19 protein-coding genes are annotated in these 20,238 nt (G+C 63.2%); 9 read left to right on the forward strand and 10 right to left on the reverse strand.

From position 1 onward, the window contains the following. Positions 1 to 2: 2 nt before the first annotated feature. The 9 genes from B7L05_RS16375 to rfbC all read right to left on the reverse strand — a co-directional run bounded on the left by B7L05_RS16375 (position 3) and on the right by rfbC (position 7,182). On the reverse strand, positions 3 to 680 hold the full coding sequence (locus B7L05_RS16375; RefSeq protein WP_144037353.1) for a hypothetical protein: 678 nt from the start codon (positions 678 to 680) through the stop codon (positions 3 to 5). Positions 681 to 705: 25 nt separating this feature from the next. Next, positions 706 to 1,335: a glutathione S-transferase family protein gene (locus B7L05_RS16380; RefSeq protein ID WP_085811359.1), complete on the reverse strand. Its 630-nt coding sequence runs from the start codon at positions 1,333 to 1,335 to the stop codon at positions 706 to 708. A 783-nt stretch (positions 1,336 to 2,118) separates the two neighbouring features. After that, on the reverse strand, positions 2,119 to 2,388 hold the full coding sequence (locus B7L05_RS16385) for a DUF1294 domain-containing protein (RefSeq protein ID WP_085811360.1): 270 nt from the start codon (positions 2,386 to 2,388) through the stop codon (positions 2,119 to 2,121). 54 nt (positions 2,389 to 2,442) lie between these two features. Then, on the reverse strand, positions 2,443 to 2,931 hold the full coding sequence (locus B7L05_RS16390) for a cytochrome c family protein (protein ID WP_085811361.1): 489 nt from the start codon (positions 2,929 to 2,931) through the stop codon (positions 2,443 to 2,445). Positions 2,932 to 3,459: 528 nt separating this feature from the next. Further along, on the reverse strand, positions 3,460 to 3,615 hold the full coding sequence (locus tag B7L05_RS17550; protein ID WP_179187255.1) for a hypothetical protein: 156 nt from the start codon (positions 3,613 to 3,615) through the stop codon (positions 3,460 to 3,462). 178 nt (positions 3,616 to 3,793) lie between these two features. Continuing rightward, complete coding sequence (rfbA, locus tag B7L05_RS16395; RefSeq protein ID WP_085811362.1) at positions 3,794 to 4,663, reverse strand: glucose-1-phosphate thymidylyltransferase RfbA; 870 nt, start codon at positions 4,661 to 4,663, stop codon at positions 3,794 to 3,796. Beyond that, the gene (gene rfbD / locus B7L05_RS16400) at positions 4,660 to 5,550 is read right to left on the reverse strand and encodes a dTDP-4-dehydrorhamnose reductase (protein WP_085811383.1); all 891 of its coding nucleotides are present in this window, start codon (positions 5,548 to 5,550) and stop codon (positions 4,660 to 4,662) included. Before rfbD ends, rfbA begins: the two co-directional genes overlap by 4 nt. Continuing rightward, positions 5,547 to 6,599 (reverse strand): dTDP-glucose 4,6-dehydratase, encoded by a 1,053-nt coding sequence (gene rfbB, locus B7L05_RS16405; RefSeq protein ID WP_085811363.1) that lies wholly within the window; start codon positions 6,597 to 6,599, stop codon positions 5,547 to 5,549. Before rfbB ends, rfbD begins: the two co-directional genes overlap by 4 nt. A gap of 16 nt (positions 6,600 to 6,615) precedes the next feature. Beyond that, the gene (gene rfbC, locus B7L05_RS16410; RefSeq protein WP_085811384.1) at positions 6,616 to 7,182 is read right to left on the reverse strand and encodes a dTDP-4-dehydrorhamnose 3,5-epimerase; all 567 of its coding nucleotides are present in this window, start codon (positions 7,180 to 7,182) and stop codon (positions 6,616 to 6,618) included. A gap of 250 nt (positions 7,183 to 7,432) precedes the next feature. Here rfbC and B7L05_RS16415 point away from each other — a divergent pair, with 250 nt between their 5' ends. Genes B7L05_RS16415 through B7L05_RS16455 form a run of 9 tightly spaced genes read left to right on the forward strand, consistent with a single transcriptional unit; the run spans position 7,433 to position 17,697 of the window. Beyond that, positions 7,433 to 8,686: a sugar transferase gene (locus tag B7L05_RS16415; RefSeq protein ID WP_144037354.1), complete on the forward strand. Its 1,254-nt coding sequence runs from the start codon at positions 7,433 to 7,435 to the stop codon at positions 8,684 to 8,686. A 38-nt stretch (positions 8,687 to 8,724) separates the two neighbouring features. Further along, positions 8,725 to 9,666 (forward strand): WxcM-like domain-containing protein, encoded by a 942-nt coding sequence (locus B7L05_RS16420; RefSeq protein ID WP_085811386.1) that lies wholly within the window; start codon positions 8,725 to 8,727, stop codon positions 9,664 to 9,666. Further along, positions 9,666 to 10,763 (forward strand): DegT/DnrJ/EryC1/StrS aminotransferase family protein, encoded by a 1,098-nt coding sequence (locus tag B7L05_RS16425; RefSeq protein ID WP_085811387.1) that lies wholly within the window; start codon positions 9,666 to 9,668, stop codon positions 10,761 to 10,763. Before B7L05_RS16420 ends, B7L05_RS16425 begins: the two co-directional genes overlap by 1 nt. A gap of 9 nt (positions 10,764 to 10,772) precedes the next feature. Continuing rightward, a complete protein-coding gene (locus tag B7L05_RS16430; RefSeq protein WP_085811364.1) occupies positions 10,773 to 12,050 on the forward strand; it encodes an O-antigen translocase in 1,278 nt (425 codons plus the stop codon). Next, positions 12,047 to 13,147, forward strand: a complete 1,101-nt coding sequence (locus tag B7L05_RS16435) for a glycosyltransferase family 4 protein (RefSeq protein ID WP_085811365.1) — start codon at positions 12,047 to 12,049, stop codon at positions 13,145 to 13,147. Before B7L05_RS16430 ends, B7L05_RS16435 begins: the two co-directional genes overlap by 4 nt. Then, positions 13,147 to 14,148, forward strand: a complete 1,002-nt coding sequence (locus tag B7L05_RS16440; protein ID WP_085811366.1) for a glycosyltransferase family 2 protein — start codon at positions 13,147 to 13,149, stop codon at positions 14,146 to 14,148. Before B7L05_RS16435 ends, B7L05_RS16440 begins: the two co-directional genes overlap by 1 nt. Then, positions 14,145 to 15,191, forward strand: a complete 1,047-nt coding sequence (locus tag B7L05_RS16445) for an EpsG family protein (protein WP_085811367.1) — start codon at positions 14,145 to 14,147, stop codon at positions 15,189 to 15,191. The genes B7L05_RS16440 and B7L05_RS16445 overlap by 4 nt, the downstream gene beginning before the upstream one ends. Positions 15,192 to 15,229: 38 nt before the next feature. Continuing rightward, on the forward strand, positions 15,230 to 16,300 hold the full coding sequence (locus tag B7L05_RS16450; RefSeq protein WP_218776040.1) for a glycosyltransferase family 4 protein: 1,071 nt from the start codon (positions 15,230 to 15,232) through the stop codon (positions 16,298 to 16,300). Continuing rightward, positions 16,297 to 17,697, forward strand: coding sequence for a right-handed parallel beta-helix repeat-containing protein (locus B7L05_RS16455; RefSeq protein WP_085811369.1), 1,401 nt, complete (start codon positions 16,297 to 16,299; stop codon positions 17,695 to 17,697). The genes B7L05_RS16450 and B7L05_RS16455 overlap by 4 nt, the downstream gene beginning before the upstream one ends. 135 nt (positions 17,698 to 17,832) lie before the next feature. On the opposite strand, the gene B7L05_RS16460 is transcribed toward B7L05_RS16455, so the two are convergent. Beyond that, positions 17,833 to 20,130, reverse strand: a complete 2,298-nt coding sequence (locus B7L05_RS16460) for a calcium-binding protein (protein ID WP_085811370.1) — start codon at positions 20,128 to 20,130, stop codon at positions 17,833 to 17,835. Positions 20,131 to 20,238 lie beyond the last annotated feature (108 nt).

Genomic DNA, 20,238 nt, shown 5'->3' on the forward strand with positions numbered 1-20,238 from the left:
CATCAGGCGGCGCTGCCTGATCTTGCCGTAACACCGAGGTCTGTCTGCGTCTCGCGCACCGCGCGGTCATACTGCCAGCGGCGCCAGGCGAGATAGAGCGCCTGGGCGCCGCAGCCGAGCGGCAGGAGATAGGCCCAGTCACCCCAGAAGCCGAACTCGCCCGGAGCGTCGCGCAGGCGATCGATCCAATACCAGGCGAGATATGCCGCGATCACGATGTGGCCGTAACCGATATCGCGATGGAGGATCAGGTGCCGTGTCCGCCGATCGAGCGCGTCGGCGACGGGCGCGCGCCCGGCGAAAGCGCGGGCGGGGGCGGCGAAGAGCTGCCGCCTGACGAGCGCGCCGATGGCGAGCCCGGGCGCGACCACAGTGAGGGCGAGCAGGAGCAGGCGCTCCATGTCCCACTGGTCGAGCGCGATCGCGACGACGACGGGCGCGAGGAGCACGGCCGACGTGAACAGCGCGAGCAGCGGCGCACGATCGTTGAACGCGACGACCATCGCGTCGCGCTCCGCGATGGTGACGGGGATCGCCGCGCCGACGCGCTCGCGACGATAGACGAAGCCCGTCCCGTGCGGCGCGAATTGCTCGGCAAAATGCGCGCACAGCCGGTCGGGCCAAGGGAGGACGTCGCGGAGCGCCCGCCACCAGGGATAGGCGTCCGTCGTGGTCGTCATCAGGTGGCAGACCGCGCGCGGCACCTCACGCGGCGTAGCTCGGCCGCGCGGCGATGCGGGCGTACCAGGCGCGGGCGTTGGTGCGATCGGCCGTGGTGTCATCGCCGAGCGGGGCCATGCCGATCAGCGTGCCGAAATCGAGGATCGTCACCGCGGCGATGTCCGCCATCGTGAACGTGTCGCCGGCGACAAAGGCGCGGCCGTCGGCGAGCTCGCGGTCGAACCACGCCATCGCGCGGTCGAGCCCTTCGCGGTTCGACGCGCCATAATCCTTGTATTGCGTCAGCAGCGCGGCGGTCGCGGGATGCGCGTGGCGCCAGTACATCTTGACCGGCTCGCCGAGCTGCGTCTCGACGCGGCGGATGGCCATGTCGACCTGCGCCTGTTCGAGCGGGGTGCGGCCGAACAGGGGCGGCTCCGGGTGGAGGGCGTCGAGATAGCGGCAGATCGACACCGTCTCGGCGATCGTGGTGCCGTCGTCGAGCTCGAGCACCGGCACCTGCCCGAGCGAGTTGCGCGCGAGATGCTCGGGCGAGCGGTGCGCGCGGGCGCGCAAATCGAGCATCACCTCGTCGAGCGCGATGCCCTTCTCCGCCGCGGCGATGCGCACGCGGCGCGGATTGGGGGCGGGCATGGGGGCGCTGTAGAGCTTCATGGCGGGCATCGTGGGCCGCAGCGGGGGAGGTGGCAAGCAGCTAGGGGAGCGAAGCGGGAAGGCGCATGCGGGGGGCACCTCGTGGCCAGCCACACGGATGCTCGATGCGGGTGGTGGCTCGTGATGGGCCAGCAGGGGGCAGCGCGCCGGATGCGACCGGCGGATGCGGTGATCGAAGCGGCAGCCGGTCGCGCGCGGGAAACGGGCATCGGGCGCATTGGCTCAGGCGGATAGAGGTGAGTACCGACCGGGAGGGCCGGCTCGAAGGTGTCGGCTCGAAGGTGTCGGGGTGGACAGCGGTGGATCAGTGCCGTCCCACCGCCGGACGTTCGACGCTGCAATCGTGATGTGCGCGCTTGTGTGACGAAGTGTTTCCAGCGATAGCGTGCGCCATCGAGCGACGCCTTCCATGCGCCGTGCCGATCGTGAGCGCCGTGCCCGGTTTGAACTCCCGCCAGCGCGCGCGGCGCTCACCTTGGCATCGGTTCGGATATTGATGTCCGATCGGTGTTTGCACCTCGCCGCCACCCGAAGATCGATCTGTCGGCGATCGGCCCATCCAGGCAGCGCTGCCATCCGTCCGATAGCGGTTTCGCCCCGCCACCCGCTGGCGCGAGCGCCGGCGCGCGATCGGTTCGATGACGCGAGGATGACGGGCTTGCCTGCGGCGCACGGCTGGCGGATGGGGGGCGCACGGGCCGGCGTTCACGCGGGACCCGAGGTTCGCACACCGGGCGCCCCGTTCCTTCCTTTTGTCCGTCAACAACCGGGGCGGGGCGCCTTTCAGGTAAGGAGCAGCACGCCGCCCGCGCCGAGCTGGATCGCGGCGATCAGCATCAGCCGGGTCGAGAAGGGCTCCTTGTGCGTCTTGTGGCGGAACAGCCGGCGCGCGGCGAACGCACCGGGCGTTCCGCCGATCAGCGTGAGGCCGAGGAGGTTCGCCTCGGGAATGCGGCGCCGGCCGGCGATCGCCCGTTGTTTGTCCTGCCAGAAGCGCAGCATCGTCCAGGCGTTGACGAGGACGATGAGGGCAAGCGCGGCGACGATCGGCATCGCGCACGCCTGGCCCAGCGCCGGTTAGCGACCAGTTACAGCGATAACAGCACCTTAGCGTGCCGGTGCACCCCCGCCGCCCACTTCGCCCTGCGTTTCGAGATAGGCGATCATGTCGGCGCGATCGAGCGCGTCGGGGAGGCCGGGATAGGCCATGCTGGTACCAGGGACGAAGCGGCGCGGCGCGGCGAGCCAGGCGTTCATCCGCGCGGCATCCCAGCGGCCGGAAAGCTGCTGCAGCGCATAGCTGTAGCCGAAGCCCAGGCGGCCGGCGATCGCACGGCCCATCACACCGTGGAGATTGGGGCCGGCGAGATCGGGCGCGCCCGCGCCGATCGTGTGGCAGGCGGCGCATACCCCGAACAGGCGCCGCCCGGCGTCCGCGCTAGCGACGCGGCGCAGCGCATCGAGCGACGGGTTCGGCCCCGCGCGCTTCAGCCGCGCGTCGTGCGCGGCGCGGTCCTGCCGGCCGAACGTGCCGTCCGAACAGGCGGCGAGCGGGCCGGCGAGGAGCAGGAGTGCGAGCAGGAAGGCGACGGGCATGGACGTGTGGGTGGCAGCGTTGGGATGTACGGGCAAGGAGCGGGCTCGCGAGGGTGCGAGACAGGCGGGCGGGGGGCAGGCCCGAGCCGCATTGGTGGGCGAAGAGCGGGCGGGTGCGGGGCAGGCAAATGCGAGGCAGGCCGGGCCAGGAGAGACGCGCGCGGGACGGGCGGGCAGGGCGCTGCGACGAGCCGACAGGGGGCCGGCTTGCGTGCGTCGGGCGCGCTTGGGATGGCGTGGGGACGGACCGGCGAATGCCGGGCTCGAGGCATGGCGCCGGGCGCCCCGCTCCCATCCTTGTCCGTCAGCAATCGGGGGCGGGGCACTTCACCGCTCGCGTGTCGGCCCTCGCGAGGGAGCGAAGGCTTGGGCCAATCGAGGATGGACCGGCGGGTTGGAAAACGACTGCGTAGCGATCGGCCGAACGGGGATCGGTCGGACCGGAAACGACCGAGCCGGGATCGGCTGCGCGGCAATCTGCCAAGCCGGGGCCGGCGCCGTCCTGCGCGTGTCGTATGGCGGGTCCGCTCAGCCGAGCAGCGGCACGAGCAAGGCGGCCCACAGCGCGAGCGACAGCGGCAGTGCGATCACGAGGCCCTGCAACGGCAGCGAGCGCTGCGGCAGGATGTGCGGCATGCCGTCCTGCGACGGCGACGGATGCCCGAGCGGGCGGATGACGTGCATCGATCCTCTCCAATCGACCCTTTTGGGGGATCCATTCTGAACCCGAAACGACCAACAACCGGTTAAGCCGCCGCTTCGTCACCAAGGGCTGGCCAACCTGCTGATACAACGTGCAAACGCCCGCGCGGTTGCGCGGGCGGGAGAGGATCGTGCGGGGTGGAGGGCGTGAGCTCCGCGCTCAGTGGCCGTCGACGGCGTTGAGGATCGCGCGGCCGTAGGCGGTCTTCTTGAAGCGTTCGCCGGCTGTGCGTGCCTCGTCGGCGGAAATGAAGCCCATCTGATAGGCGATTTCCTCGAGGCAGGCGATCTGGATGCCTTGGCGATGCTGGAGCGTGCGGACGAACTCGGATGCTTCGAGCAGGCTGTCGTGCGTGCCGGTATCGAGCCAGGCGTAGCCGCGGCCCATCTGCTCGACGTAGAGGTCGCCCGCTTCCATGTAGAGGCGGTTCAAATCGGTGATCTCGAGCTCGCCGCGCGGGGAGGGCTTCAAGTTGCGGGCATAGTCGACGACGCGATTGTCGTAGAAATAGAGGCCGGTCACCGCGTGGTTCGATTTCGGCGCGGTAGGCTTCTCCTCGAGGCTCAAGGCGCGGCCGTCCTCGGCGAGCTCGACCACGCCGTAGCGCTCGGGATCCTCGACGCGGTAGCTGAACACCGTCGCGCCGTGCGTGCGGGCGACTGCGCTCGCCAGCAGGTCGGTGAGATGCGCGCCGAAGAAGATGTTGTCGCCAAGCACCAGCGCGACATTGTCGTCGCCGATGAAGTCCGCGCCGATGGTGAAGGCCTGCGCGAGCCCGTCGGGGCTGGGCTGTTCGGCGTAGCTCATCCGGAGGCCGAAGGCGGAGCCGTCGCCGAACAGCCGCTGGTAGTTGCCGAGGAACTCAGGGCTCGAGATGATCAGTACGTCGCGGATGCCGGCGAGCATCAGCACCGACAGCGGGTAGTAGATCATCGGCTTGTCGTAGACCGGCAGCAGCTGCTTGTTGACCGCGAGCGTCGCCGGGTGGAGCCGCGTGCCCGAACCGCCCGCGAGAATGATGCCCTTCATGCCTTATTGGCTCCGATCAGTTCGTCGAGAATGTCGCCGAGCGCGTCCTGCCACGCGCGCGGCTGGATGCCGTAGGCCTTGCCGATCGCGGCGTGGCTGAGCAGCGAATTGGCCGGGCGCGTGGCCGGCGTCGGATAGTCGCTGGTCGGGATACCCTGAACCTCTGCCTGCGCTCCGCCGCGCGCGGCGCTCTGCACGAAGATCTCGCGCGCGAAGCCTGCCCAGGTGGTCGGCCCGGCGTTGGAGAAGTGAAACGTGCCGGTGGGGGCGTCGGCGTCCTCGACGAGGCGGACGGTGATCTGCATCAGCGCATCCGCGAGATCCGCCGCGCTGGTCGGCGTGCCGTGCTGGTCCTCGACGACGGTCAGCGTGTCGCGCTCGGCACCGACGCGCAGCATCGTCTTGACGAAATTGTTGCCGTGCGCCGAGACAACCCAGGCGGTGCGCACGATCACGTGCCGCGCGCCCGAGGTGCGCACCGCGAGCTCACCGCCGAGCTTCGACGCGCCGTAGACGCCGAGCGGGGCGACGGGATCGTCGACCTCCCACGCGCCCTGTTTGTCGCCGGCGAAGACGTAATCGGTCGAGACCTGGACGAGCGGGATGCCGGCTTCCGCGCACGCCTTGCCGAATGCCGCGGGGGCCATGGCGTTGACCGCCCAGGCGGTGACGAGGTCGCTCTCCGCCTTGTCGACCGCGGTATAGGCCGCGCCGTTGATCACCGCGGCCCACTCGCGTTCGGCGACTTTCGCGGCAATCGCGGCGGTATCGGTGAGATCGAGGTCGGCGACGTCGATCGCGACGACCTCATAGCCCGCGGGCCAAGCGCAGCGCTGCAGCTCGGTGCCGAGCTGGCCGTTCCCGCCGGTGACGAGGATCGCCTTCATGCGGCAACGCCGCGGCGCTGCGCCGCGCCCTTGGCGACGATCGGGCGCCACCAGGCCTCGTTGTCGAGATACCAGCGCACCGTCTTCTCGATCCCGGTCTCGAACGTCTCCTGCGGCCGCCAGCCCAATTCCTGCTCGATCCGCGTCGCGTCGATCGCATAGCGCTTGTCGTGCCCCGGGCGGTCGGCGACCGAGGTGATCTGGTCGGCATAAGGCTTGCCGTCGGCGCGCGGGCGCAAGGTATCGAGGATGCCGCAGATCGTGTGGACGACCTCGATGTTCTGCTTCTCGTTGAACCCGCCGACATTGTACGTCCGGCCGAGCTCGCCGCGCTCGAACACCGCCTGCAGCGCGCGGACGTGATCCTCGACGAACAGCCAGTCGCGCACCTGATCCCCCTTGCCGTAGACCGGCAGCGGTTCGCCATCCAAGGCCTTGGCGATCATCAGCGGCACCAGCTTCTCGGGGAAGTGATACGGCCCGTAGTTGTTCGAGCAATTGGTGATCAGCACCGGCAGCCCGAAGGTGTGGCCCCAGGCGCTGACGAGATGGTCGGAGCCGGCCTTCGATGCCGAATAGGGCGAGCGCGGATCGTACGGCGTGTCCTCGGTGAAGAGGCCGGTATCGCCGAGCGAGCCGTAGACCTCGTCGGTCGAAATATGGTGGAAGCGAAACCGCGCCTTCGCCTCGCCCTCGAGGCCCTGCCAGTAGCTGCGCGCCTCGGCGAGCATCGTGTAGGTGCCCACCACATTGGTCTGGATGAACGCGCCCGGCCCGTCGATCGAACGGTCGACATGGCTTTCCGCGGCGAGGTGCGTGACGATGTCGGGGCGGAACTCGGCGATCGCGGCGCGCACCGCCTCGGCGTCGCAGATGTCGCCCTGCACGAAGCGGTAGCGGTTCGAGTTCGCGACGCGCTCGACCGTCGACAGCGTGCCGGCATAGGTCAGCTTGTCGAAGTTCAGGACCTCATAGTCGGTATTCTCGATGAGGTGACGGACGAGCGCCGAGCCGATGAAGCCGGCCCCGCCGGTGACGAAGATACGCATGGGTCTGGTGTGTCCTTCAGGCGAGCGGGGCGAGGGGCGAGCCGTCGTACGGGAAGGGGCTGTCGAAATCGGCGAGCGCGGGGAGCGCGGCATCCTTGGGCGAGAGCTCAGGAAGCGTGCCAGCGGGGATCGGCCAGTCGATCCCGACCGTATCCCAGCGGATCCCGCCATCGGTCTCGGGCGCATAGGTGTCCGAGCATTTGTACGTCACCTCGCAATCGGGCTCGAGCGTGACGAAGGCGTGCGCGAAACCGATGGGGATGAACAGCTGGTGCCCGTTCTCCGCGCTGAGCTCGGCGCCGACCCACTGGCCGTAGGTCGGCGACCCGCGCCGCACGTCGACCGCGACATCGAAGATCCGCCCCCGGATGCAGCGCACCAGCTTGTCCTGGCCCCGAGGCGGCGTCTGGAAGTGCAGGCCACGCAGCGTGAAGGCGGGGACGGACAGTGAGTGATTGTCCTGCACGAACCGGCACGTGATGCCGAGCTTCGCGAACGCAGGCTCCGAATAGACCTCGGTGAACCAGCCACGGCTGTCGCCGAAACGCTTGGGGCGGATGAGTTGGACGGGCGGGGACGTCATCGGCGCCCCGATAGCGGTTTCTGCCATGGACAATCAATCTTGCAAGCGTGATGAAGCTGCGGCAGGTGGCGCCGTGTGGGTGCAGGACCAAAAGGGGCTCAAGCTGCCTCTTGTATAGAGCTGCAACGCCCGGCGACATTGCATCCATCAACGCGGGCCGGTACGGGGACTGCCGCATATCATCCTAGAGTACCGTTCGCGACCAAGGCGCGTGCAAAGCAGGTGAGTATCATTGACAGGCGTAAGATCATTGCGGCCCGCCTTCTGGGCACGCTTACGTTTTCAGGTGTTGGGTGGTATCCTCCTTGCGGCTGTCTTGCCCTATGCTGTGCGATTAATGGCCAATCCCGTTGCTAGTGATCTTGTTCTTCTCAACAATACGCTTCTAGGCACCATTACCGCCATCGTGATCGGCGGATGGTTGATGCGTAATGTTGCGCCATATCCAGGTTCTGAGGGGTTGGCATCTACTTTGCCATCTCTTGGTGTGGCCTTCGGTGGATTACTTATTGTTTTTGTATTTGGTCGCATACCGTATAATCGCGTTAATTTATCTGCCGGCTTTGTACTGGCGGCATCATGGTTCTTTTTGATCTCTGCGCTTGTGCAGCGCCGCCAGCAGTTGCGCATCGGCATCGTGCCGCTAGGCAATGTTGCACAGATTCAGGAAATACCCAATGTCTCTTGGCAGGTCCTTCAGTCGCCTGATCAGGACATTAGCAATATCGATGCGATTGCCATCGACCTGCGCGCGGACCTGCCGGACGATTGGGATCGACGACTAGCGGATTACGCCCTGCAGCGGGTGCCTGTTTACCACACAAAGCATCTTATTGAATCGCTGACCGGCCGGGTGGAACTTGAACATCTGTCTGAGAACAGCTTTGGATCGCTGGAGCCTCGACCGGATTATATGATGCTGAAATTCGCGATCGACTGGATCGCGGCGCTGATTCTCGGCATCGTTCTTCTGCCCTTGCTGCTGTTCATTGCCCTACTAATTAAAATGACGTCCAAGGGCCCCGCGCTGTTTCGGCAACAGCGCATCGGGTATCAAGGCAAACCCTTCACCGTGTACAAGTTTCGTACCATGAAGGTGGCGTCGGATAATGCCGGCGATGCGCGCAATCTGGCGATTACCCGTGAAAAGGATGACCGGATCACACCATTGGGCCGGTTCTTGCGCAAATCCCGCCTCGACGAGCTACCGCAGATCCTCAACGTTCTGAAGGGTGAAATGAGCTGGATCGGTCCGCGCCCGGAGGCCGAAGTCCTGTCGCGCTGGTACGAGCAGGAAATCCCTTTCTACCGCTATCGCCATATCGTACGGCCCGGAATCGCGGGCTGGGCGCAGGTGTGTCAGGGACACGTCGCCGAAGTCGACGATGTCCGCAGCAAGCTCCACTACGATTTCTACTACATCAAACGCTATTCGCCCTGGATCGATCTGCTGATCGTCGTGCGCACCGTGCGGACGATGATGACGGGTTATGGTGCGCGATAACGTTCAAAGGTCGTGGATTTGCGACGGAACAGGTGATCATGAATAACTTCGTTCATCAATTGGCTGATGTTCAATCGCCGTCGATCGGCGAAGGTACACGGGTGTGGCAGTTCTGCGTGGTCTTGCCAAAGGCGGTGATCGGGCGGGAGTGCAACATCTGCGCGCACGTCCTGATAGAGAATGACGTGCGCATCGGCGACAATGTCACCGTGAAAAGCGGAGTGCAGGTCTGGGACGGCATCACGCTTGAAGACAACGTGTTTATCGGTCCCAACGTCGCCTTCACCAACGATCTACATCCGCGCTCGAAAGTTTATCCCGAGCAGTTCGCACGCACCATTGTACGTCGCAACGCCTCGATTGGCGCAAATGCGACGATCCTTCCCGGTATAGAGATCGGCGAGCAGGCCATGATCGGTGCGGGAGCGGTGGTGACTCGCTCCGTGCCTGATTATGCGATTGTGGTCGGCAACCCTGCCACCATCATCGGTTATACCAATACCAATGTGCCAACGCCCGAGCGGGCGGGCGATACCGCGAGCGGCGATCCGGTCGCAACCGAAAGCATGGTGCCCGGCGTGGAGCTGCTCACGCTTCGCATGGCGGCCGATATGCGCGGCAAGCTCGCCGTGGGGCAGGTTGGTGACGGGCTGCCGTTCGTGCCGCAGCGCATGTTCATGGTATATGACGTGCCGAGCCGCGAGACGCGCGGCGAACATGCGCATCGCGAATGTCACCAGCTGCTGATGTGCGTTCACGGGCAGTGCGTGGCGGTTGCCGATGATGGTCGCAAGCGTCAGGAGTTCCTGCTCGACGCCAGTCACAAGGCGCTTTACATGCCGCCCCGCATTTGGGGCACGCAATATCGCTACAGCGAGGATGCGGTGCTCGTTGTCTTGGCGTCGCATGCCTATGATCCGGCGGATTATGTGCGCGACTATCGAGAGTTTCTGACCATGGTCGAGGCGGGCGCTTGGTGATGCCTATCCCCTTTCTTGATATGCGCGGCATCACCGCCGCGATGCGCGAGGATCTGATCGCGGCCGCGACGCGCGTGATTGATTCTGGCTGGTTCGTGCTTGGCGAGGAAGTTGCCCAGTTTGAGCGCGACTATGCCACTTATTGCGAGACACAGCGCTGTGTCGGCGTGGGCAATGGCCTGGAGGCGCTGACGCTGGCCTTACGCGCGCTGGATATCGGGCCCGGTGACGAGGTAATCGTTCCGGCCAACACTTATATCGCGACATGGTTGGCGGTCAGCCATGTCGGTGCGCGCCCCGTGCCAGTGGAGCCCGACGAGCGAACCTACAATATCGATCCGACGCGTATCGAGGCCGCGATCACGCCACGCACCCGCGTGATCCTGCCCGTCCATCTTTATGGTCAGCCGGCCGATCTCGACCCCATCCTGGATATTGCTCGGCATCACGGTCTTGTTGTTTTGGAAGACGGCGCGCAGGCACAGGGGGCTCGGTATCAGGGGCGCCGGCTTGGCGCAGGCCAGTCGCTGGTGGCGTGGAGCTTCTATCCCGGCAAGAATCTGGGTGCGCTGGGTGATGGCGGCGGGATCACCTGCGGTAATGATGTGCTGGCCGACAAAGTCGCGGCACTGCGCAACTACGGCTCAAAGGTGAAATATCACAACGAGGTGATCGGCTATAACAGCCGCCTTGACGAAATCCATGCCGCGTTTCTGCGTGTGAAGCTCGCACGCCTGGATGCCGATAATGCGCGGCGTCGTCATATTGCCGCACGCTATACGGCGGGGCTCGACGCAACGGGCCTGACCTTGCCATTTGTGCCGAACTGGGCCGATCCGGTGTGGCATCTGTATGTCGTGCGCCATCCTGATCGCCCCGCGTTTGTTGAGCGGCTGAGCGGGGAGGGCATCGGCACGGTGATCCATTATCCGATCCCGCCGCATCTCCAGCCAGCCTACGCTGATATGGGATATGAAAACGGTGATTTCCCAATCAGTGAGGCCATGCATCGCGAAGTCGTCAGCCTTCCGATCGGCCCGACCATGTCGGACGAGCAGGTCGAGGGCGTGATCGACGCGGTTAATCGACTGGCCTGATCAGGTTCCGTGTCGCTGATCCGTACAAGCGCCCTGAACGGGGTCGCCGTGGTCGTGCGCATTGCAACGGCGATGGGGCTGAACAAGGTGCTGGCGGTGCTTGTCGGACCGGCGGGCTATGCGCTGATCGGGCAATTCCAGAACCTGCTGACAGTGGTGATTACCTTTGCCACGGGCGCGGTGAACACCGGCGTCACCAAGGCGACGGCGGAATATCACGACGATCCTGATCGTCGCCGACGTCTTTGGCGCACCTCGGCAACCACCGTGTTGCTGGCATCCTGCCTTGTTGCGCTGGTAACGGCAGCGTTCAGCCGGCAATTGGCCGCGTCCTTTCTGGGCGACGTGCGCTACGCAACCGTGCTGATTTGGGTGGCGATCAGTATCGTCCCGATCAGCTTCAACGCGTTGTTGCTGGCGATCCTGAACGGCCTGAAAGACGTGCGCCGGTACGTCATCAGCAATATCGCCGGATCGCTGCTGTCGCTTGTTGCGACAGGTGCGTTGGCTTGGTTCTATGGTCTGTTAGGCGCGTTGATCGCACTCAGCGTTAACCAGGGTATCGTAATCGTGGTGACGCTGTTGCAGGTTCGGCGATGCGACTGGTTTGAGCCGCGCGCCTGGATCGGCGCCATTGATCGCCGTGAGCTGCGTGGGCTTGCTGGCTATGTATTGATGGCCGCCACCACGGCGCTGGTGGGGCCGGCAAGTCAGTTGCTGGTGCGCGATCTGCTGATTGAGCGCTTTGGCCTGACATATGCCGGCTATTGGGATGCGATGTGGCGGATAAGCACGATCTATCTGTCGCTGATCACGACCACGCTTTCGCTCTATTACCTGCCTCGAATTGCGGAGTTGCGCGATTGGCTTGAGTTGCGGTTGGAGCTTCGCCGGGTGTTGCAGCTAGTTGTTCCGGCAACGGCCTTCCTCTCGGCGATTTTGTTTCTGACGCGCGACATCGTGATCAGCCTGTTGTTTTCCGAGAGTTTCGGGCCAATGAAGACATTGTTCGCTTGGCAGCTCGCCGGCGACGTGATCAAGATCACCGCCTGGCTGTTTGCGTTTCTGATGGTCGGCCGCGGCTTGGTGATGGCGTTCATTGTGACGGAGATCATGGCAGGCGCGGTTTTCGTGCTGGCCACCATGATGTTCACCAGCTGGATTGGCTTCCCCGGCGTGGCTGCCGCCCATTTTCTGAACTATGCCGTTTATCTGATCGCGGTCGCAATGCTGACCGTTGGCACGCCTGCGCGCCGTGCCCGGCTGCTGAGGAGATCGCCGCAATGACAGAAACGACCTCCGTCATGCGGATCTTGATACCGATGCTCGGTTTCGGTCGTGCTGGCGGGTATCGGGTGCTTTCGGAACTGGCCAATGCGTGGATTCGCGCCGGGCATGATGTGGCCTTTGCTGTTCCGGCAACAAGCGAGGCGCCCTATTTCCCGACACAGGCGGCCATCCACTGGCTGGACGGCAAGGGCGCAAGAGCGCCTGGTGCGATCGGTTATGGAGCAACCGGCGCCGGCAATCTAAAGGCGTTGCTGGGCGGGATGCGGCGCCTGCATCATAATTACGACGTGGTGCTGGCGAACCACAGCCTGACCACATGGCCGGTGGTGCTGGGCGGTGTGCCAAAGCGCAAGAGATTCTACTATATTCAGGCGTATGAGCCCGAATATTACGCGCTGGAGCGCAAGCCCGCGCTATGGCTTGCGTCTCGGCTCTCCTACGCCTTGCCATTCCGTCAGATCGCCAATGCGGCGATCTATCGCCATGCGCTGGTGCGGCCGATTGCGATTGTTCCGTTTGGTATCAACCTGTCGGTATTCACACCGAGGGTTCCATCGGAACGTCAGCCCAGCGACCCATTGGTGATTGGCTGTATCGGGCGAAGCGAACCGCAAAAAGGTACGGGCTATGTGCTGGATGCTTTCACGCAGCTCCATGCTAGGGATCCACGCCACCGGTTGCGGGTCGCTTACGGCAATCTACCCGAGGGGTGGAGCCACGAGGCGGTGGAGATCGTCGTGCCGCGCAATGATGTTGAACTGGCGGCTTTCTACCGCTCGCTCGACGTGTTGGTCGCGGCCGGCACCGTGCAGCACGGTGCCCCGCATTATCCTGCACTGGAGGCACTTGCCAGCGGGGTAGCGCTGGTGACAACGGGATTTGAGCCGGCAACGGCAGACAATGCCTGGCTGGTTCCTAACCGCGATGCCAGCGCGATTGCGGATACGTTGGAAACGATTGCTACCAACCCCGCGGAAGCTGCGCACCGGACGGAGCGAGGGGTGGCGGCGGTTGCGCCATTTGCATGGGCAACCGTTGCGGAGCAAGCTTTGAACACTTTTCGCCGGTTCGATGAGCATCGAAAGGCTAAGTGATGACCGAGTGCACTGGTGAGCCAATCCCTCATTCTCCTGTCCTCGGCGCGGCAACCACCGATGTGGTGATCGTCAATTGGAACGCGGGCGATCTGTTGCGGCGCTGTGTGGAATCGGTGCGCGATCACCAGGCGGAACATGTCGGCAAGGTAGTCATCGTCGACAATGGATCGGTTGACGGATCGGATCGGCTGGAGGTCGCCGGAGTGCCGCTGGAGATCGTGCGCACAGGTACCAATCTGGGGTTCGGGGCGGCGTGCAACATCGGCGCGGAACGCGGACAAGCGCCGTATATCCTTTTTCTCAATCCCGATGCTGCGCTGTTGCCGGAAACCTTGTCGACGGCCATCGGCTTCATGGAGCAGCCCGAGAACGCCACGGTTGGCGTCTGCGGCATCAAGCTGATCGAAGATGACGGGACGGTGCAGCGGCACTGCGCGCACTTCCCGACGCCCGGCATGTTTCTGGCAGCAGCGTCCGGATTAACGGCATTGCTGCCTTCGCGTGTCACCACGTTACACGCGACCGACTTCGACCATCTTTCCAGTCGGCCGGTCGACCATGTCATCGGTGCTTTTTACCTCATTCGACGTGATCTGTTTGAACAGCTTTGCGGGTTCGACGAGCGATTCTTCGTCTATCTGGAGGATCTCGATCTTTCCGCCCGGGTCCATGCGGCGGGGTACAGCATTTATTACCTGGCTGAGGCGGTAGGAATGCACCGCGGCGGTGGGACGTCGGACCAGGTGAAGCCGCAGCGATTGGCCTATGTGCTCGAAAGCCGCATCGCTTACGCTTTCAAGCATTTCGGCGGAGCATCGGCAGCAGCAGTGGCAGCGGCAACGCTGTTTGGTGAGCCGGTACCGCGGCTAGCACGCGCCGCAGCACATCGCTCGGCAAACGAAGCGCGCGATACGCTGCATGGTTTTGCGCTGCTTTGGCGCCGTACGGCAAAGCGGATGTTGCGGCGTGCCTCGGCACCTGGGAAGCCAGCTGCGTGATCGCTGCGCCCTCCTTAACTGAACCTGCGCCCGTCGATCAGAGCGAAGCGATCAATATCGACGAACGGGTCAGCACGCGACCGCTTGCCGACGGCATCATGGTCGTGGTGTGGGCGCTGCTGGCGCTCGCGGCCGGCCGGCTGCAATTTGGCTACAGCAGCGATTATGTAGAGTACCTGCTCTACTACGAGTCCATTCCCTACACGCTCTCGTTCACCGATACTCGATTCGAGCCGGGTTTTCACTTTCTGGCATGGATATATCGCAATTGGTTAGGTGTCAGTCTGGGTGTGCTAGTTTCCAGTATTGCTGCGTTCTCCCTAGCCGTTAAGTTTCTGTTGTTCCGTAAGTATCTCAGTCACCCGCTTTTAGCAGTTATACTGTACGTTGTGCTGTTCTATCCCATTCACGAATATACCCAATATCGCGCTGCCGCATCGTTATCTATGGGCTATTGGGCAATCCATCTGCTGCTCGCTCGACGTTACGCATGGGCAGGATTATTATTCGTACTGGCATTCTGCTTCCATTATTCCAGCATTCTTCTGGCACTGGTCGGCATTGGCGGGCTGGTCTTCCGCGATCGACGTATCGTGCCGATCCTCCTTGGCGTCCTGCTGGCCGGCGCCACTGTCCTGGATCGTTTTCGCTTTCTGCTTCAGGATATACTCGGGCAACTCAATCCGCTGAGCGCCTCGTATCTTGATAACAAAGCGAAGATTGAAGGCGTCAGCCTGTTGTCGTTCAACAACCTGCTGCTGATCGCCGCCTTGGGCTGCTATTTCGTGGCCGGCTATCAGTCGCGCAGCCGGTATCATGCGCTGTTCCTGACGCTGACGCTGGCGAGCCTTCTGCCGATCGCTCTCCTACCGGATGCCCCGGTGATCGCGCAGCGCAGCAAGGAAGTACTGTTCATTGCCGTGATCTTCCTGGCATGTCGTAGCCGGCTGGAATGGCGTGATCTGCCGGGCTTCGGCTTTGTTGCGCTGATGACGGCATTGCTCGGTTATCTCTGGGTCGCTGGCGGTATCATCTTTGCATGACGTCCATCCCTGAGCCCGCTGCTGCCGGCCGGTCGCCCATGCGGGTGCTGGCGCTTGCCAAATACGGCACACGTGCGGCGAGCACGCGCCAGCGGATGCTGCAATACGCACCCTTCCTGGCGCGTCATGGCGTTGACCTGGACCTGCGACCTTTGCTGGACAACGACTATCTCGACGCGCTGATGAACGGCCGGGCAAAGTCGCGCACCGGCGTTGCGCGATCCTATATCCGACGCCTGGGCGATCTGCGCACGGTCGGCCACTATGATGCCGTTTGGGTGCAATACGACCTGTTCCCGTATCTGCCGCTGCTGGACGGGTTGTTGCCCGCCTTATCGCGCACGCCGGTCGTGTACGATCTCGATGACGCGGTTTTCCACATGTACGATGCGCATCGCTCAGCCATCGTCCGGCGTCTGCTTGGCGACAAGCTGAAGCCATTGATGCGGCGTGCGGCCATCTGCCTGTGCGGGAATGCCTATCTGCAGGCTTATGTCACGGCCGCGGGCGGGCGGGGCATCGTGGTGCCGACCGTAGTCGATACCGACCATTTTCGCCCAGCCACCACGCGGCCGAGCAACCAGCCATTCACCGTTGGCTGGATCGGCTCGCCATCCACGTGGCGCTATGTCGAGCCGCTTCTGTCAACGCTGCTTCCGGCCTTGGCGCGGATGGATGCGCGCTTTCTGGTCGTTGGCGCCGGTGTTGCGGCGCGAGGGATCGCCGGGGTCGACGCCGTGGACTGGACGCAGGAAGGCGAGGTACCGGCAATCAAATCAATGGATGTGGGACTTATGCCCGTGCCAGATGATCGTTGGGAACGTGGCAAGTGTGGCTACAAGCTCATTCAATATATGGCCTGTGGCCTGCCGGTGATAGCGTCTCCGGTCGGCGTTAATGCGACTCTGGTGACCCCTGACGAGGGCTTTGCCGCACGCAATGCAGCGGATTGGATCGCCGCGATTGAAAAGCTGTCGCGCGATCCGGGCATGCGCGCGTATATGGGGGCAAATGGCCGAGCTAAGGTTGTAGCGCATTATTCGCTCGCGTCGCAGGAACCGGTGGTCCTAAACGCTTTGCGTGCCGCGGCAGAAGGAGCGGCACGATGATCAGCGCGGAGCGATATTGGACCCGGCGCGGGGTCGTGGCTGGTCTGGCCGCCATTGGCGGGATCATGCCAGCGGTGGGCGCGTGCAGCACGCCTGCCGGAAGTGTTGCCGTGCCAGATTTCCGCGTATCGGCTGATCGGGACGACACGGCCGCTGCACAACGCGCCATTGCAACCGGCCGTCCCGTGCACTTTCCGGCGGGCCAGGGATCGGATCGGGATGGGGCGTATCTGCTGCGGGAACTGGCGCTTCGCTCGGGCACGCGCCTGTCCGGGGATGGGGCCACATCGGTGCTGCGGGCGGCCGACGCACGAACCCGTACCGCTATCGTGGCAATGAGCGATACCGCGCAGCAGACACTCACCGATATCACGATCCAAGATCTGCGGGTTGAAGGCCGGGTCAAGGAAACCGGCTTTGTTGAACATTGGAATCTCATCTGGTTGTCGGGTGTCGCGGGCGTGCGCATCGACCGGGTCGAGATTGCCGGTTTCACCAGTGACGGGCTGTTTCTCGGCGCCGAGAAACAGCGGGTGACACGCGAGCCGCGCATCATCCGTGACGTGATCGTAAGCGATTGCTTGTTTGACGGCGTGAATAACAACAATCGCAACGCCATTTCTGTGACAGGCGGCAGCGACATCACGATCCAGCGCTGCCGTTTCCGCCGCTGCACCCGGCCGAACATGCCGGGGCCGATCGATTTCGAACCCGAGCCTTACCGCTTCTATCGGCTTGAGCGATTGCGCGTACTCGATTGCGACTTCCAGGATTGTGGCGGCAATTACGGGCAGGTTGCCATCATGGTACCCGACGTGGTCGCGCCGCCACGTGACATCCTGATCGCCGGTAACCGGTTTCGCGGCTATCGCGGCACAGGCGGTGATGTGACGGTATCGATCAATCGCCAGCCTGATGCCGCCATGCCGTCCATGCGATGCGTCATTGAACGCAATATCGGCGAGGGCGGCTATGGCGGCTTTCACATCTTTTCGGGCAAGGGCGTCACGCTCCGCAACAACAGCTGGACCGGCTACAGCAGCCGCAGCTTTCTAGGTTTCGCCATGCCGTCAGGCGGCGTGATGGATGCCAGTGTGGCGGATCGGTTTAGCGGATGCGGGTGGCGCGAGGGTGTCGCGCTGGCGATCTACAAGGGGGACAATATTCGTGTGGAGGGCAGCAGCTTCACGCGCAGCGGCAACGGCCGTCCCGGCTCCGCCCCGATCTTTCTTGGACCCGGCCGGATCCGACGTCTGGCACTGGTTGGCAACGACCTGCGCAACAACGAAACGGCACGCGGACTGGTGACGGTGGAACGTGGCACCGATTATCTCGCTGCCACGACGCAGATCACCGACAATCTTCTTTCATCGGGCCAGAGGCTACCGCAGTTTTAGAATTCTTGCCGTGTCTGAAAGGTCTTTGGATTTTATCCGGGCTTCTGCCAGCTTGTATCCGCGCGGGCACCTGCTGCTAAACCAGCAGATCGGAACCAGTGTGCCAGGCGCCGATCATATCACCCGGCGCGATCGCTAGTTCGCCTCCCGCCAGCTCGTAACCGCTGCTGCCATCAGCAGCGGTAGCAAAGGCGCCATTGGAAACGCCGGTGAGCGTCCTTCGGAATAGCCCCATCGGATGTAGTGGCCTGCAAGTGCTTCCTCATCCGTTCCATATGCCGCCTGCACGTCGGGATTAGCAGTCGCATAAGCGAGCGCGTCGAACGTCACGCTACGCTGCTCGGCTGCGCCCCATTGCACATAATGGCGTGTCGCCGCGGCAGTGTCGGTACCGAACACCTGGATAAGATCCGCGTAGGAAGCGGTGTATTGCAGAGCGGTGAAACCGCTGGTCGCCAGACCTTGGTCTGCTCCGATCGTGATATAATGCGCCGCTGCAGAATCGGTGGTTGCGCCAACGGCTTGCAACACCATCGGGTTGACCGCGAGATAGCCGTAGGCGTCGAACGTCGCCTGCCGGCCCTCTGCTGCACCCCAGCGGATGAAGTGCCCGGCAGCGGCTGTTTCGTCCATTCCAAAAGCCATCCGTAGATCGGCATAGCTTGCCACATAGGCGAGCGCGTCGAAGCGGGTGACGCGACCTTCGTTCGCTCCTGTGATGATGTAATGCCGGGTAGCGGCACTCTCGTCCGTTCCGAACGCTGCGCGCAGGTCGGCAAAGCTCGCTACATATTCCAGCGGGTTGAACACGATGCTGCGTCCCTCGCCGATGCCGGACGCCACGAAATGAGCGGTTCCTTTGGCGGAATCCGTGCCAAAGGCCTGCCGCAGATCGGCGTAGCTTGCGATATAGCTGAGCCCGTCAAAGGCGGAAGCGCTCGACATCACCTCTGACCAAGCGATGGTGTTCGCGCTGCCGAAGCGGACCTGTTCGACGCCGGTTACCTGTATGGTGTCGTATCCATGAACGAGGACGATCGTGTCCTCGAACTGGGCAACACTGTAGGAATTTAGGAGGCCGTCCAGCTCGAGAATGTCGATACCCGCGCCACCATCAACCATGTCTCGCCCACCACCGCTGCGCATACGATCGTCGCCTGCGCCGCCATCGAACCGATCCGAGGCGCGGCTGCCCAGCAGTGTGTCGTTACCCGCGCAACCGAACACGGTTCCATTAGCCGCACCCGAAGCCGCATAGGTGTCGTCACCATTTCCGAGCCGCGCGTCGCCCAGCACTAGGCCATCGTTGACGACGTACAGCCGGTAATCGGAAACAACGTCTGAATGGTCGCCCGGACCGGTGATCGCGCCAACTACGCTGCCAGCGCTAAGGCGTGCTTCTCCGCTGAAAGCAGCAATAACGGTTTGTACCGCCACCAGATCAAAGTCGAAAAAGGCGTCTGGTGACAACCATATCGTCGTGGCGTCGGACGTGCCACGAAGCGCAACATCTGCGCTATTCGATTGCACCTGGATGGATTCAAAGCCACGGAACTGCGTCAGGTCTACGGTAAGTGACGTATCCCTGCTGTTCACAAAGGTGAGCTGATCGGCGCCAGCGCCCGCGTCAACGATTCCGCCAAATTGCGGTGCGCCGGCATCATCGCCGTAATCCACCGTGACGAAGTCCGCTCCGGCACCCAGATCGATGTCGGCCCCGATCCGCACGTTACCGGAAAGCCGCAACTCCTCCTGGCTTTCCGATCCGGTGATGCTGTGTAGCGACGAACTGCCGCGTAGCGCCAGAGACGCGCGTAATTCCAGATCCACGTCGGGATTGGCGGAGAATGCAAATTCGTAGAAACCGCCCGGCGCCAGATTGATCGTATCAAGGCCCGACACGCCATTGAGATAGGCCAGGGTGCTGGAAACGTTCAAAACCTCGAAGTCGCGCAGGATAGGGCTGAGTTTCAGACCATAACCAGAAAGGTTCAGGGTATCTGTTCCGGCGCCGCCATCGAGGCGAAGCGAAAGGTTGTACATATCGATGTACCGGTCGTCCGCCACGAAATCGAAGCGGTCGTTACCATCGCCTAAGTACACATTCGCACTGGATCGACGCTCGATATAAACATCATCGCCACCACCAAGCTCGACGCGGCCACGGATCCGGCCATCGTTGATGATCGTGTCCGCATGATCGGAGCCGACAATGGTGGAGCGGAAGAAGTCTGATCCGACGTTGCCGTCGCCTTCGTTGATGAAGGTGCCGCCAAATCCCGAAAGCTGGACAACGGTGCCGGTATCGTTTCCGTCCAGAAAGCCGGAATTGCGAAGGGTGACATGGTCACCGGTGATCAGAACAGCAGGATTGCCCGTAATGTCGGCATCATTGCGAACGTCCACATCGCTTTGCGAATATACGAACGTCATGCTGGTTCCTGTGTGAAGCGGTAGCTTGCGGATCAACAGATGCGTGGCAGATCATCCAGGTAGATCTGAAGCATCAGCAATTCCAGCCGTGGCAGGCGCGAGATTGGA

The organism is Sphingomonas sp. TZW2008 (genome assembly GCF_002117915.1).
Taxonomy (GTDB): Bacteria; Pseudomonadota; Alphaproteobacteria; order Sphingomonadales; family Sphingomonadaceae; genus Sphingomonas.